The following is a 15,327-nucleotide window of genomic DNA, read 5'->3' on the forward strand; positions in this document are numbered from 1 at the left end:
CTGGCGACCCGCCGATCTCGGTGACGGCTTCATTTGCCCGCGCTTCCCGGCGGTGGCACGAAGCCCAGCCCGTCGAGAAACGCACGCACCCTGGGCTGCCAGACCTCCGGGAACCGCGTGAACAACGAATGACCGTCTTCGCCATGCGGCGGGTATTGCTCGAACTCACCGACACCCCCTCCGTCCTTGAAGCCCTTGAACCATTCGCGCGGGTGTTCGGCCCCCAGGTACTGGTCGTTCTGGGTATAGATCCAGAGCGTGGGCACCCGAGCTGTCTTGCCATAGGAACCGAACAGGCGCTCCATTGCCTGCGGTGCGCACGGCCTCTGCGGCCGGGTCTTCGGATTGCCGCCGCCACCGCCTGCGAAGTTGATCGCCGCCACGACGCCCGGGAGGCGCTGCGCTGCTGCCGCAATGGCCGTGGTACCACCGAACGATTGACCCGCGATGACGGCGCGTTCCCGATCCGCATCAGGCCGACTGCGGACGGCATCGAGAACTGCCACGGTCTGCGCGAGGGCGACGGCATAGCCGGGTTCGTAGCGCTTGGTGCTGCAGTTGCCGGTGTCTTCGACGTCCTCGCCTCCCGTGTCGCCGTAGCCGATGCGGGTCGGCACAGCCACGATGAAGCCCTGCGCCACGAAGTAGCGCGAAGCCTTGAGGTATGTCGCGCGGCCCATCGCGGCACGTTCGGAGGCCTCCGCCGAACGGCCATGGTTTAACACCAGCACGGGCGCGGGTGTGGGGTTGCGGTCGTCCCGAAAGAGCGTGAGTTTGATGGACTGCGCGATCGTCTTGCCGTAGCTGTCGCTGACCTGGACGGGCAGGTCCATCTGCTCCTCGATCCACTTGGCCTGGGCTGGCGCCAACGCGGCCAACTGCAGCACGATGGCGCAGCCGGCAGCGATGCGCTTTCTCAGGATGCGCTGCGGGCGGTTGGAAGCGCGCGCGGCACGCGGTTCACTGGCCGCGCCACCTGCACCCCGGCCTGCCGTCGCTTCCGGCAGCACTGTCTTCTCGACCGTCATCTTTTGCCTCCCATGCCGAACTCTTCGTTTCAGATGACCGAAAGATAACGGCCCGGGACGCGAAGGCGGCTCGAAAACTCAGGAATTTCTGATCGGTGGCTTGTACACGACGCAATGTGACTTGCACGCAATGAACCTCCACGGCGCGACAGCCACACCTTGCCTTGGCGCATGCACCGCGGGGCCATGCCCAAGCCCGACAGGACGAGCTAGATCTCGATCTTCGACCCCAACTCCACCACCGCGTTGTTCGGCAGATTGAGGAAGTTCGCCGCCCCGCTCGCGCTGTGGTGCATCTGCGCGAACAGCTTCTCGCGCCAGGGTGCCATGCCGCTGCCCAGCGTGGGGATCACGACGTCGCGCGAGAGGAAGTAGCTGGTGGTCATGGGCTCGAGCTGGCAGCCGCGCAGGCGCGCGTTCTCGAGCGCGCGCGGCAGGTCGATGTCGTTCTTGAAGCCGTAGTTCACGATCACCTGCCAGCAGTGGTGGCCCAGCGGCTCCATCTCGATGCGCTTGTCCATCGGGATCCAGGGCACCTCATGGTTGCGCACCGTGACGAACAGGTTCTGCTCGTGCAGCACCTTGTTGTGCTTGAGGTTGTGCAGCAGCGCGTTGGGCACGCTGCCGGGCTCGGCCGTGAGGAAGACGGCCGTGCCCTCGACCCGCGCGGGGGGGCTCACGAAGACCGCACCGAGGAAGCTGCGCAGATCGATCGCATCGGCGCGCTGGGTCTCGCCCATGAGCCGGCGGCCTTCCTTCCAGGTGATCATGAGCGTGAAGACGGCCAGGCCGATCATCACGGTGAACCACCCGCCCTGCGGCAGCTTGAGCAGGTTCGATGCGAAGAAGGCGAAGTCGATCACGAAGAAGATCGCGGTGGCGCCGATGCACAGCAGCAGCGGCAGCTTCCAGGCGAAGCGGATCACGAAGAAGGTCAGCACCGTGGTGATCAGCATGTCGGTCGTGACCGCGATGCCGTAGGCCGCGGCCAGGTTGCTGGAGTTGCGGAACATCACGACGGCCAGCACGATGGTGACGAACAGCGCCCAGTTGACGAAGGGGATGTAGATCTGGCCGGCCGAACGCGCGCTGGTGTGCTCGATGTGCAGGCGCGGCAGGTAGCCCAGCTGGATCACCTGGCGCGTGACGCTGAAGGCGCCGGTCAGCATGGCCTGCGAGGCGATCACGGTGGCCGCCGTGGCCATCACCACCAGCGGCACCAGCGCCCACTCGGGCGCCATGCGGAAGAAGGGGTTGGTGACCGCGCTCGGGTCGCCCAGCAGCAGCGCGCCCTGGCCGAAGTAGTTGAGCACCAGGCAGGGCATGACCACCGAGAACCAGGCGATGCGGATCGGCCGCTTGCCGAAGTGGCCCATGTCCGCGTAAAGCGCCTCGGCGCCGGTCACGCACAGTACCACGGCGCCGAGCACGATGAAGCTGATGCCGGGGTTGTCCCAGACGAAGCGCGCCATGTAGTGCGGACTCACCGCCGCGAGGATCTCGGGGTGGGTAACGATCTGCGAGATGCCCAGCAGCGCCAGCACCAGGAACCAGGCCAAGGTGATCGGTCCGAAGAACTTGCCGATGCCCGCGGTGCCGCGCTTCTGCACGGCGAACAGGCAGAACAGCACGATCAGCGTGATCGGGATCACGTAGCCCTTGAAGTGCGGCGAGATCACTTCCAGGCCCTCGACCGCCGACAGCACCGAGATCGCCGGGGTGATGACGCCATCGCCATAGAACAGCGCCGTGCCGAAGATGCCGATGGCCAGCAGCACGTTGCGCAGCTTGGGCCGGTCGACCACGGCGCGCGACGCCAGCGCCAGCATCGCGACCAGGCCGCCCTCGCCTTCGTTGTCGGCACGCAGCACCAGCACCACGTACTTGAGGGAGACGATGACGGTCATCGTCCAGAAGATCATCGAGAGCATGCCGTACACGTTCTCGACCGTGAACGGCACGTGGCCGTGCCCGAAGATTTCCTTGATGGCGTAGAGGACGCTGGTGCCGATGTCGCCGTAGACGATGCCGATGGCACCGAGCACGAGCGCGGCGGAGGACGTTTTAGGAGCGGACACGAGGTCGATGGAACAGGCGAAGCGGTGTGAGCATCACACCCCTCCTGGGACGACGGCGCGCATCGTGATGACGCGCACCGCTCAACGCCGACCTGGTAATTCCGTTGCTGTGGGACCGCTATTCTGCCGTTGCCGCCGGTCTCCGCAAAGACACGGCAGCGACGTCGTTACTCGTAGACCTCGGCGTCCGGGTCGGTCGCCTCGAGTTCGTAGCTGGCCGCCACCATGGCCAGACGGCCGATCACGCCATACATGTAGAAGCGATTGGGGGCGCTGGCGCCCGGCTTGGCGCCCGGTTGCGGCAGGTGCGCACTGTCGGAAAAAGCCAACGGAACGAAGCTCGCGCCGGGCGACTTGAGGCTTTCGTCGCTGCCACGGTCGGCGTGCACGCGGTAGAAACCGCCCACCACGTAGCGGTCCATCATGTAGACGACCGGCTCGGCCACGCCCTCGTGGACGCGCTCGTTGGTCAGCACGCCCTCCTGGATGATCAGGTCCTCGAGCTCCTGGCCGGCGCGCCCCGGGCTGGTCCGGCTGTGGGCCTGCTGGCTCAGGCCCAGCACTTCCTTGGCGTCGCGCACCGTCATCACGCTCGTGCCGCCCGGGCCGCTGTCGGCCTTGACGATCACGAAGGGCTTCTCGTTGATGCCGTATTCCTTGTACTTGCGGCGCACCTTGGTCAGCATCGCGTCGACATGGCTGGTGACCACGTCGACCCCCACGCCCTCGCCCAGGTTCACGCCCGCGGCGCGGCTGGACATCGGGTTGATCAGCCAGGGGTCGATGCCCAGCAGCTTGCCGAAGCGCTTGGACACTTCCTCGTAGCTGCGGAAGTGGTTGCTCTTGCGCCGCACCGACCAGCCCGCGTGCACCGGCGGCAGCAGGTACTGCTCGTGCAGGTCTTCCAAAATGCCCGGGGCGCCGGCCGACAGGTCGTTGTTCAGCAGGATGGTGCAGGGATCGAAGTTCTTGATGCCCAGGCGGCGCTTGGTGCGCACCACGGGCTCGAGCGTGACCGTGTCGCCATTGGGCAGCTCGATGGTCTTGGGCGACTTGATCGCCGGATCGATCGAGCCCACGCGCACGTTGAGCCCGGCCATGTGGAAGATGCGCACCAGTTGGGCGATGTTGGCCAGGTAGAAGGTGTTGCGCGAGTGGTTTTCCGGAATGACCAGCAGGTTGCGTGCTTCCGGACAGATCTTCTCGATGGCGGCCTGGGCCGCCTGCACCGCCAGCGGCAGCATCTGCTGCGTCAGGTTGTTCCAGCCGCCGGGAAACAGGTTGGTGTCGACCGGTGCCAGCTTGAAGCCCGCGTTGCGGATGTCGACCGAGCTGTAGAACGGCGGCGTGTGCTCCATCCATTCCAGCCGGAACCAGCGCTCGATGGCCGGGGTGGAGTCGAGAACGCGTTGTTCGAGTTCGTTGATGGGGCCGGTCAGGGCGGTGACGAGGTGGGGGACCATGCGGCGGCCTTGTGTGCGTTCAGCGGAAAGGTGGAGTGGAATTGTAGGATTTGGGGCCACCGGGCCAGATGACAAGCCAAAAAAACGCTGCCAGAAACGAAAAGCCCCCTGAATAAGGGGGCGATGCGATGCGGACTGGCCGAGGGTGCGGCTCAGCTCCTGACTTCACCCTGACCCAGCACCACGTATTTGAGCGAGGTCAACCCTTCGATGCCGACCGGCCCGCGCGCATGGAACTTGTCGGTGCTGATGCCGATTTCGGCGCCCAGCCCGAACTCGAAGCCATCGGCGAAGCGTGTGCTCGCGTTCACCATCACGCTGGCCGAATCGACCTCGCGCAGGAAGCGCTGGGCGTTGATGTGGTCGCGCGTGAGGATCGCGTCGGTATGGTGGCTCGAATAGCGGTTGATGTGGGCGATGGCCTCGTCGATGCCTTCGACCACCTTGATGCTGATCACGGCCGCGAGGTATTCCTCCGACCAGTCGGACTCGACCGCATCGACGATGGTCGCGTGGCCGCCGTGCAAGGCGTCGTCGGCCCGCAGGATCCGCGCCGCGACCGGGTCGCAGCGCATCTCGACGCCCTTGGCCGCGAACACCGCGCCGATCTCGGGCAGGAACAGGTCGGCCACCGAGGCCGCCACCAGCAGCCCCTCGGCCGCGTTGCAGGGGCTGTATTTCTGGGTCTTGGCGTTGTCGACCACCTTGACCGCCATGTCGAGCGAAGCGCTGTCGTCGACGTACACATGGCAGTTGCCGTCGAGGTGCTTGATGACCGGCACCTTGGCGTCGCGGCTGATGCGCTCGATCAGGCCCTTGCCGCCGCGCGGGATGATCACGTCGACGAACTCGGGCATGGCGATCAGCTGGCCCACGGCCTCGCGGTCGGTGGTCTGCACCAGCTGCACCGCCTCGACCGGCAGGCCGGCCTCGGCCAGTGCCGCCGACACCAGCGCCGCCAGCGCCTTGTTCGACTCGATGGCCTCCGAGCCGCCGCGCAGGATGGCCGCGTTGCCGCTCTTGATCGCCAGGCTCGCGGCCTCGATGGTCACGTTGGGCCGGCTCTCGTAGATCATGCCGAAGACGCCGATCGGCACCCGCATCTGGCCCACGCGGATGCCGCTGGGCTGCTGCTTCATGCCGATGATTTCGCCGATCACGTCGGGCATGGCGGCCAGCTGCTCGCAACCCAGGGCCACGGTCTCGATGACCTTGGGCGTGAGCTTGAGCCGGTCGACCATCGGGGCCGACAGGCCGGCCGCGGTAGCGCGCTCGACATCGCGGGCATTGGCCGGTGCCAGCGCGGCCGCGCCTTCGCGCAGCAGGCGGGCCAGCGCCTTGAGCGCCTTGTTCTTGACGGCCGCATCGGCGCGCGCCATCAGTGCGGAGGCGGTTTTGGCTTGCAGGCCCAGGGTTTGGACGTATTCGTTGACGTTCAGAGCATTCATCGCCGCATTTTCCCACTCCGTCCCGGCGCGCGGACCGGCAAGGACATTCAGGCGCGGCGCGCGGCGGCGTCGGGCGCCATGCAGGCGCGGCACAGCATCAGCGCGAGCCGCTGCAGCGCCTGCCAGCCACTGGCCGGCCAGTCGGGCTGGCGCAGGCCCTTGACGATGCCGTCGACGGTGTGCGCGGCCTTGAGCAGCCGCGCCAGCGCGCGGTCGTCGAGCCGCGGCAGCGCGCGCTCGAAGGCCTGCTCGCGCGCACCCCAGATGCGGTTCTCGCGCAGCGCCATGGGCAGCGGACGGCCCGCGCCCATCGCGTCCTTCACGCGCTTGAGCGCGCGGATGTCCTCGGCCAGCGTGTAGTGCACCAGCACCTCGGCCTCGCCCTCGGCACGCAGGCCGTCGAGCATGCGCGCCACGCGCACCGGGTTGCCGGCCAGCACGGCCTCCGACAGCTTGAACACGTCGTAGCGCGCCACGTTGTTGACCGCGCCCTCGACCTGCTCCCAGCCGAGTTCGCCCGCCGGGTGCAGCAGCGCGAGCTTCTGGATTTCCTGGTGCGCGGCCAGCAGGTTGCCTTCGACGCGGTCGGCGAAGAACTGCAGCGTGCGCTGGCCTTCCTCGCCGGCCTTCACGCGCTGGCCCTGCAGCGCCAGGCGCTGCGCGATCCATTGCGGCAGCGCCGCGCGTTCGACCGGGTCGACCTGCAGGCTCGCGCCGTGGTTCTCGAGCGCCGAGAACCAGGCGCCGGTGCGCGTCGCGCGGTCGAGCTTGGGCAGAATCACCAGCGTGAGCGTGCTGTCGTTGCCCTGCGCGGCCTCGGCGATCTGCTGCAGCGCCACGCTGCCGTCCTTGCCCGGCTTGCCCGACGGAATGCGGATCTCCACGATCTGCCGGTCGGCGAACAGCGAGAGCGAACCGCCCGCGGCCAGCACCGCGCTCCAGTCGAAGTGCGCGCCGGCCACGGTGTACGAACTGCGCTCGGTGTAGCCCTGCGTGCGGGCGGTCGCACGGATGGCGTCGGCCGCCTCCTGCGCGAGCAGCGGCTCGTCGCCGTGGATCGTGTAGAGCGAGCGCAGCCCCTTCGCGAGGTGCGCCTGGAGTTGGGCGGCCGCGAGCTGCATGCGCGCTAGAGCGCCTTGACCGCGGCGATGCGGCGCAGCATCTGCTGCGCCACGTCGTTCTGCATGTCGCGGAACAGCAGCTCGGCCTCGGCGTCCTTGGCGAGTGCACTGGACTCGTTGTAGGTCAGGTCGCGCTTCTGCGAGATTTCGGTCACCAGCAGTTCCTTGCCGGCCGGCGTGCGCAGGCGGAAACGGATCGTGAGCCGCAACTCGAGTTCGCGCACTTCGCCGGCCGCGTTGGTCGCGAGCACCACGCGGTCGCGGTTCTCGCCGAGGATGTCGAGCACCGCTTCGGCCTCGGACGCACGCGCCGCCGGGATGAGTTCGACCGTGCCGGCGGCCGCGAGGTTGCGGCGCAGGTAGTTGATGAAGGCCGAGTTGCCCGGCACCGCGATGCTCTTGAACGCGAAGATCGGCGCCTTGCGCAATTCGAAGCCGCAACCGGCCAGCGTGACCAGCACGGTCACGGCAGCGGCAGATGCCAGGAACAGGCGGCGTGAAGGCTGAGGTTGTTTCATGCGATCAGAGCACCACGTTGACGAGCCGGCCCGGGACCACGATCACGCGCTTGGGCGGAGCGCCCGCCGCGTGCAGCACGAAATCGTCGCTGGCCAGCGCCAGCGCCTCGATCTCGGTCTTCGAGGCGCCCGCGGGCACCACCACCTTGCCGCGCAGCTTGCCGTTGATCTGCAGCATGAGCTCGATCTCGTCCTGCACCAGCGCGGCGGCGTCGACCGCCGGCCAGGGGGCGTCGAGCAGATCGCCGAAGGCCTGGTCGTAGCCGAGCTGCTGCCACAGCTGGTGCGCGATGTGCGGCGTGGCCGGGTACAGCACGCGCAGCAGGATGCCGAAACCTTCGCGCAGCACGACACGGTCGCCGGCGTCGCCGGTCGGCTTGAAGCCTTCGAGGGCGTTGAGCAGCTTCATCGCGCCCGACACCACCGTGTTGTATTGCATGCGCTGGTAGTCGTAGTCGACCTGGCGCAGCACGCTGTGCACCTCGCGGCGCAGCGCCTTGGCTTCCTTGCCGAAGTCGGCTGAGGCGCCGGGCCGGCCCGCGCCGGCATCGAAGGCATGCTGCGCGGCACCGAAGTTCCAGACCCGGCGCAGGAAGCGCGAGCTGCCCTCGACCGCCGCGTCGTTCCATTCCAGCGTGGCCTCGGGCGGTGCGGTGAACATGGTGTAGAGCCGCGCGGTGTCGGCGCCGTAGCGCTCGATCAGGTCCTGCGGATCGACGCCGTTGCGCTCGCTCTTGCCCATCTTGCCCACGCCGCCGTACTCGACCGACGAACCGTCGGCCAGCGTGCCGCCGACGATGCGGCCCTGCGCGTCGAGCACCGGCGTGACCTCGAGCGGCGGGAAGTAGTTCTTGCCGCCCGACGCACCGCGCCGGAAGTAGATGTGGTTGAGCACCATGCCCTGCGTGAGCAGCTTGGCGAAGGGCTCGTCGACCTTCACCAGGCCCAGGTCGCGCATGACCTTGGTCCAGAAGCGCGCGTACAGCAGGTGCAGGATCGCGTGCTCGATGCCGCCGATGTACTGGTCCATCGGCATCCAGTAGGCCGCGCCCTCGCCGACCATCGCCTGGTCGTTCTTCGGGTCGCAGTAGCGCATGAAGTACCAGGACGAATCGACGAAGGTGTCCATCGTGTCGGTCTCGCGGCGCGCGGGCTTGCCGCACACCGGGCACACCACGCCGGCATGGAAGCCTTCGTGTTTGTGCAGCGGGTTGCCCGAGCCGTCGGGCACGCAGTCGGTGGGCAGCACCACCGGCAGGTCCTTCTCGGGCACCGGCACCGCGCCGTGTTCTTCGCAATGGATGATCGGGATCGGCGTGCCCCAGTAGCGCTGGCGGCTCACGCCCCAGTCGCGCAGGCGCCAGGTGGTCTGCAGCTCGCCCAGGCCCTTCTGGCCCAGCGCATGCGCCACGGCGGCCACGGCCTCCTTGTGGGTCATGCCGCTGAAGTTGTCGGAGTTGATGGTCACGCCGCGCTGCTTGTCGCCGTACCAGTCCTGCCACTTGTGATAGTCGAAGTGCGGCTCGTCGTCCACCAGCACGACCTGGATGATCTCGATGTCGTACTTGTTGGCGAACGCGAAGTCGCGCTCGTCGTGCGCGGGCACGCCCATCACCGCGCCGTCGCCGTAGCTCATCAGCACGTAGTTGCCGACCCACACCGGCACCTGCTCGTCGGTGATCGGGTGCGTGACGGTCAGGCCCGTGGGCACGCCCTTCTTTTCCTGCGTGGCGAGCTCGGCCTCGGTGGTGCCGCCGTTCTTGCACTCTTCGATGAAGGCGGCGACCTTCGGGTCGGCCTTGGCCGCGTGCGCGGCCAGCGGATGCTCGGGCGCGACCGCGCAGAAGGTCACGCCCATGATGGTGTCGGCGCGCGTCGTGAAGACGTACATGCGGCCGTCCTGGATCGGCTTGCCGTCCGCACCCCGGATGTCGTGCGTGAAGGCGAAGCGCACGCCTTCGCTCTTGCCGATCCAGTTTTCCTGCATCAGCTTCACGCGCTCGGGCCAGCCCGGCAGCTTGTGCTGGGTGTGCTCGAGCAGTTCGGGCGCGTAGTCGCTGATCTTCAGGTAGTAGCCGGGGATCTCGCGCCGCTCGACCGTGGCACCGGTGCGCCAGCCCTTGCCGTCGATCACCTGCTCGTTGGCCAGCACGGTCATGTCGACCGGGTCCCAGTTCACGACCTGGGTCTTGCGGTAGGCGATGCCCTTCTCGAGCATCTTCAGGAACAGCCACTGGTTCCACTTGTAGTAGCTCGGATCGCAGGTCGCGATCTCGCGGCTCCAGTCGATCGCCAGCCCCATGGCCTGGAGCTGGCCCTTCATGTAGGCGATGTTCTCGTAGGTCCACTTGGCCGGCGGCACGCCGTTCTTGAGCGCCGCGTTCTCGGCCGGCAGGCCGAAGGCGTCCCAGCCCATGGGCATGAGCACGTTGTAGCCCGACATGCGCAGGTAGCGCACCAGCATGTCGTTGATCGTGTAGTTGCGCACGTGCCCCATGTGCAGCTTGCCGCTGGGGTAAGGCAGCATCGAGCAGGCGTAGTACTTCTTCTTGAGATCGCCGCGCGCATCGCGCAGGTTCTCGACGACACGGTAGGCGTCGGCCGCGGTCCAGTGGGACTGGGCAGCGGATTCGACGTCGGCGGGTTGGTAGCTGGGGTTCATGAGGCTTTGGCAACAGCCCGGCGCTCGGTCGGCCGGGGGAACGCGGATTATCGCGGCTGTCAGGCGCTCGGCCTGTAACGCGGGGCTTGGCGCGGATCTGGCGCGGTTTTCGCATGCACAATGAAACGACCGACCCCCGACATGCTGACCGCAGGCCTCCCCTTCCCCCTGGGCGCGACAGCCGGCCCGCAGGGCCTGAACTTCGCGCTCGCGGCGCCACGCGCCACGCGGGTCGAGCTGTGCCTGTTCGATGCCGGCGGCCGCCACGAGCAGCAGCGCCTGCCGCTGCCGGCCTGCACCGACGGTGTCTGGCACGGCCATTTCGCGGGCGCGCAGCCCGGCCTGGTCTACGGGTATCGCGTCCACGGCCCCTGGGCGCCGCACGCGGGCCAGCGCTTCAACCCGGCCAAGCTGCTGCTCGACCCGTACGCACGCGAGATCGTCGGCCGCTACGACGGCAGCGACCTGTTCCTCGGCCATGTGCCCGGCCAGCCCGCGCAGCGCGACGGCCGCGACAACGGCGCGGTCGCGCTCAAGGCCCGCGTGACGGCGGCCCCCGGCCCCTTGAACGTGGCGCGCCCCCGCGTCGCCGCGGCCGAGCGCGTGCTCTGCGAGCTGCACGTGCGCGGCCAGACGATGCGGCATCCGGCCGTGCCCCCCGCGCTGCGCGGCAGCTACGCCGGCCTGGCCGAGCCGGCCGTGCTCGACCACCTGCAGGGCCTGGGCATCACCACGCTGAGCCTGATGCCGGTGCAGCACCGCGCCGACGAGGAGCGGCTGCTGAAGATGGGGCTCAGCAACTACTGGGGCTACACCCCCATCGGCTGGTTCGCACCCGAGGCACGCTACTGGAGCGGCCGGCCCGGCAGCACGCCGAGTTCGGAGTTCCGCGCGCTGGCCGACGCGGTGCACGCACGCGGCATGGAGCTGGTGATCGACGTGGTCTACAACCACAGCGCCGAGACCGACGAGTCGGGCCCCACGCTGTCGCTGCGCGGCATCGACAACGCGCTCTACTACCACCTGCGCGCCGACGACCGCGCGCTGTACGAGAACTGGACCGGCTGCGGCAACTGCCTGAACTTCGCCGAGCCGCGCGTGGTGCAGCTCGCGATGGACAGCCTGCGCCACTGGGTCACGGCGCTGGGCGTCGACGGCTTCCGCTTCGATCTCGCGCCGGTGCTGGCGCGGCGCGGCGGCGGCGACTTCGACGCCCGCGCCCCGCTGCTGGCCGCGCTGGCGCAGGACCCGGTGCTGTCGCGTGCGCTGCTGATCGCCGAGCCCTGGGACATCGGCCCAGGCGGCTACCGGCTGGGCGAGTTCCCGCCCGGCTGGCTCGAATGGAACGACCGTTTCCGCGACACGCAGCGCAGCTTCTGGCTGGGCCATGGCGCGGGCCTGGGCGATTTCGCGCACCGCTTCACCGCGTCCAGCGGCGAGTTCCGCCACGACGGCCGCGCGCCCACGGCCAGCGTGAATTTCGTGACCGCGCACGACGGCTTCACGCTGCGTGACCTCGTGAGCTATACCGAGCGTCACAACCTGGCCAACGGCGAAGACAACCGCGACGGCAGCGGCCACAACCTGAGCCGCAACGGCGGCGTCGAAGGCGAGACCGACGATGCCGCCGTGCGGGCCGGGCGCGCGCGCCTGCAGCGCGTGTTGCTCGCCGCCTTGCTGCTGTCACAGGGCACGCCGATGCTGCTGGCGGGCGACGAGATCGGCCACACGCAGGCGGGCAACAACAACGCCTATTGCCAGGACAACGAGACGACCTGGCTGGACTGGACGCATGCCGACACGTCGCTGCAGCGCTTCGTGACGCAGGTGCTGGCGCTGCGGCGCGAGGCGGTGCCGCTGCGCAGCGCGGCCTGGTGGCCCGCGGACGGTGCGCCGTCGGGCCTGCGCTGGCTCACGCCGGAAGGCCTGCCGATGACGCCGGCCGACTGGGAACGCGGCGACCGGCCCGCGCTGATGGTGCTGTTCGATGCACCCGCGCAGGACGTGGCATGGCTCGTGCTCATCCAGGCCGGGACCGAGGCCGTCGACTTCGCGTTGCCGCCCGGCACCTGGTGGCGCCGGCTGGCCAGCGAAGACGACGACCGGCCCCACCGGCTGCTGCGCCGCGAAGAAACCTTGTCGCCCGCCACCCTGTGGCTGGCGCAAAGGGTGCGCGACGAAGCCCCCGGTGCTACGCTGAAATGACCCACAACAACGGGAGACAAGCCGCATGACCGAGAACGCCAAAATCCAACCCTTGCAGGCCCATCAACTGGTTCGCCGCACCATCGCCCTGGTGCTGGCCGGCGGCCGGGGCTCGCGACTCAAGCAGCTGACCGACCGGCGCGCCAAGCCGGCCGTGTATTTCGGCGGCAAGTTCCGCATCATCGACTTCGCGCTGTCGAACTGCCTGAACTCCGGCATCCGCCGCATGGCGGTGGTCACGCAGTACAAGTCGCACTCGCTGATGCGCCACCTGCAGCGCGGCTGGAGCTTCCTGCGCGCCGAACTCAACGAGATGGTCGACGTGCTGCCGGCCCAGCAGCGCGTGGGCGACGAGCACTGGTACCGCGGCACGGCCGATGCCGTGTTTCAGAACCTCGACATCATCCAGACCCGCTCCACCCCGCACGACTATGTGGTGGTGCTGGCCGGCGACCACATCTACAAGATGGACTACTCGATCATGGTCAAGGACCATGCCGAGCGCGGCCTGGGCTGCACGGTCGGCTGCATCGAGGTGCCGCGCCATGAGGCCTCGGCCTTCGGCGTGATGGCGATCACCGACGACCGCACCGTCACCGAATTCCTCGAGAAGCCGGCCGATCCGCCCGCCATGCCCGGCCACCCCGACCTGGCGCTCGCGAGCATGGGCATCTACGTGTTCGATTCCGAATACCTCTACCAGCTGCTCGAGGAGGACGCCGTCAACCCCGACTCGAGCCACGACTTCGGCAAGGACATCATCCCGCGCGCCGTCGCCCAGGGCCGTGCGCTCGCGCACCCGTTCAGCCTGTCGTGCGTGACGCGCGGCGCGCGCGGGCCCGAGGCGCCGGTGTACTGGCGCGACGTCGGCACGATTGATGCATTCTGGGCGGCGAACCTCGATCTGGCGTCCATCACCCCGGAGCTCGACATCTATGACACCGACTGGCCCATCTGGACCTACCAGCGGCAGCTGCCGCCGGCCAAGTTCGTGCTCGACCATAACGGCCAGCCCGGCATCACGGTCAACACCATCGTGTCGGGTGGCTGCATCGTCTCGGGGTCCAAGGTGAGCAGCTCGGTGCTGTTCTCGGGCGTGCGCATCCACTCCTTCTGCGAAGTGCGCGAGGCCGTGCTGCTGCCCGACGTCGAGGTCGGCCGCCATGCGCGGCTCTCGAAGGTGGTGGTCGACCGCGCCTGCGTGATCCCCGAAGGCATGGTGGTGGGCGAGGACCCGGTCGCGGACGCGGCCCGCTTCGAGCGCACGGAGACCGGCGTGGTGCTGATCACGCGCGAGATGCTGCAGCGGCTCGCCGAGGCACCGCACTGATGCGCATCCTGCAGGTCAGCGCCGAGTTCTTTCCCCTTCTCAAGACCGGCGGGCTGGCGGATGTCGCCGGTGCGCTGCCGGCGGCACTGGCGCAGGCCGGGCAGGACGTGCGCGTGCTGCTGCCGGGTTTTCCTGCGATCCTGGCCGGCGTCAGTGGACTCGCCGAGGTGGCGGCCTTCGACGCACCCTGGGGCGAGCGCGCGGTGCTGCGCGCCGGCCGCATCGGCAGCGTGCACGCCTATGTGATCGATGCGCCCGCGCGCTACGACCGCCCGGGCAACCCCTACGAAGACGCCGCGCGCCAGCCCTACGCCGACAACGCGCGCCGCTTCGCGCTGCTGGGCTGGGCCGCGGCCCGGCTGGCGCGCGGCCTCGATCCGGCCTGGCGACCCGAAGTGGTGCATGCGCACGACTGGCATGCGGCGCTCGCGCCCGCCTACCTGGCCTTCGACCCCACGGACGGCCCGCGCGTGGGCAGCGTCTTCACGGTCCACAACCTGGCCTACCAGGGGCTGTTCCCGCCCTGGGAGTTCGCGGGCCTGGGCCTGCCGCCGGCCGCGTTCCACATGAACGGGCTCGAATACCACGGCCAGCTGTCGTTCATGAAGGCCGGGCTGTACTTCTCCGACCGGCTCACCACCGTGAGCCCGAGCTATGCGCGAGAGATCCAGACCCCGGCGCAGGGCTGCGGCCTCGACGGCCTGCTGCGCGGGCGCAGCGGCGTGCTGAGCGGCATCCTCAACGGCGTGGACGACGCGGTCTGGAACCCGGCCCACGATGCGCTGCTGCCTACGCCCTTCGACGCGCGCCATCCGGGCGGCAAGGCGGTGTGCAAGGCCGCGCTGCAGCAGGCGCTGGGCCTGGCCGTCGCGACCGACGCGCCGCTGTTCGTGATGGTCAGCCGGCTCACCGAACAGAAGGGCCAGCACCTGGTGCTGGGCGCCATCGACACGCTGCTCGCGCAGGGCGGGCAGCTGGCGCTGCTGGGCACCGGCGAGCGCTGGCTCGAGGAGGCTTTTCGCGCGCGCGCCGCCGCGGCGCCGCAATCGGTGCATGCCACACTGGGCTACGACGAAGGCTTCGCGCACCGCCTGTTCGGCGCCGGCGACGTGACGCTCGTGCCTTCGATGTTCGAGCCGTGTGGTCTCACGCAGATGTACGGTCTCAAGTACGGTAGTCTGCCCCTGGTGCACCGCGTGGGCGGCCTGGCCGACACGGTGGTCGACTGCACGCTCGAGAACATGGCCGACGGCAGCGCCAGCGGCTTCGTCTTCGACGACTTCGACGCCGCCGGCTTCGACCGCGCGCTGCGCCGCGCCTTCGCGCTGTACCACCGGCCGGCCGACTGGCGCCGCGTCCGCACGCACGCGATGCGGCAGCCCGCCGACTGGCAGACCGCCGCCGCGCACTACATCGCGGTCTGCGAGCAAGCCCTCGCCTGACCTTCCCCGATCCACACACCACACGACGACCC

At 68.8% G+C, this 15,327-nt stretch carries 10 protein-coding genes; 3 read left to right on the top strand and 7 right to left on the bottom strand.

The window, feature by feature from the left end; all coding sequences use genetic code 11:
- Positions 1 to 29 precede the first annotated feature (29 nt).
- From ACSFBC_RS22370 to leuS, 7 genes are all read right to left on the bottom strand, one after another.
- On the bottom strand, positions 30 to 1,028 hold the full coding sequence (locus ACSFBC_RS22370) for a dienelactone hydrolase family protein (protein ID WP_435512538.1): 999 nt from the start codon (positions 1,026 to 1,028) through the stop codon (positions 30 to 32).
- A gap of 209 nt (positions 1,029 to 1,237) precedes the next feature.
- Positions 1,238 to 3,106, bottom strand: a complete 1,869-nt coding sequence (locus ACSFBC_RS22375) for a potassium transporter Kup (RefSeq protein WP_435512539.1) — start codon at positions 3,104 to 3,106, stop codon at positions 1,238 to 1,240.
- A 167-nt stretch (positions 3,107 to 3,273) separates the two neighbouring features.
- Positions 3,274 to 4,569, bottom strand: coding sequence for a glutamate--cysteine ligase (gene gshA / locus ACSFBC_RS22380; protein WP_435512540.1), 1,296 nt, complete (start codon positions 4,567 to 4,569; stop codon positions 3,274 to 3,276).
- A 152-nt stretch (positions 4,570 to 4,721) separates the two neighbouring features.
- A complete protein-coding gene (locus tag ACSFBC_RS22385; RefSeq protein WP_435512541.1) occupies positions 4,722 to 6,017 on the bottom strand; it encodes a glutamate-5-semialdehyde dehydrogenase in 1,296 nt (431 codons plus the stop codon).
- Between the two features lie 47 nt (positions 6,018 to 6,064).
- The gene (gene holA / locus ACSFBC_RS22390) at positions 6,065 to 7,138 is read right to left on the bottom strand and encodes a DNA polymerase III subunit delta (protein WP_435512542.1); all 1,074 of its coding nucleotides are present in this window, start codon (positions 7,136 to 7,138) and stop codon (positions 6,065 to 6,067) included.
- A 5-nt stretch (positions 7,139 to 7,143) separates the two neighbouring features.
- Positions 7,144 to 7,656: an LPS-assembly lipoprotein LptE gene (locus ACSFBC_RS22395; protein ID WP_435512543.1), complete on the bottom strand. Its 513-nt coding sequence runs from the start codon at positions 7,654 to 7,656 to the stop codon at positions 7,144 to 7,146.
- A 4-nt stretch (positions 7,657 to 7,660) separates the two neighbouring features.
- Positions 7,661 to 10,318 (bottom strand): leucine--tRNA ligase, encoded by a 2,658-nt coding sequence (gene leuS / locus ACSFBC_RS22400; protein ID WP_435512544.1) that lies wholly within the window; start codon positions 10,316 to 10,318, stop codon positions 7,661 to 7,663.
- 141 nt (positions 10,319 to 10,459) lie between these two features.
- Between leuS and glgX the strand changes: the two genes are divergently transcribed.
- Genes glgX through glgA form a run of 3 tightly spaced genes read left to right on the top strand, consistent with a single transcriptional unit; the run spans position 10,460 to position 15,295 of the window.
- A complete protein-coding gene (gene glgX, locus ACSFBC_RS22405) occupies positions 10,460 to 12,523 on the top strand; it encodes a glycogen debranching protein GlgX (RefSeq protein ID WP_435512706.1) in 2,064 nt (687 codons plus the stop codon).
- A gap of 25 nt (positions 12,524 to 12,548) precedes the next feature.
- Positions 12,549 to 13,853, top strand: coding sequence for a glucose-1-phosphate adenylyltransferase (gene glgC / locus ACSFBC_RS22410; protein ID WP_435512545.1), 1,305 nt, complete (start codon positions 12,549 to 12,551; stop codon positions 13,851 to 13,853).
- Positions 13,853 to 15,295, top strand: coding sequence for a glycogen synthase GlgA (glgA, locus tag ACSFBC_RS22415; RefSeq protein ID WP_435512546.1), 1,443 nt, complete (start codon positions 13,853 to 13,855; stop codon positions 15,293 to 15,295). Before glgC ends, glgA begins: the two co-directional genes overlap by 1 nt.
- Positions 15,296 to 15,327 lie beyond the last annotated feature (32 nt).

It is taken from the genome of Variovorax frigidus (genome assembly GCF_051216515.1).
Classification (GTDB): domain Bacteria; phylum Pseudomonadota; class Gammaproteobacteria; order Burkholderiales; family Burkholderiaceae_C; genus Variovorax.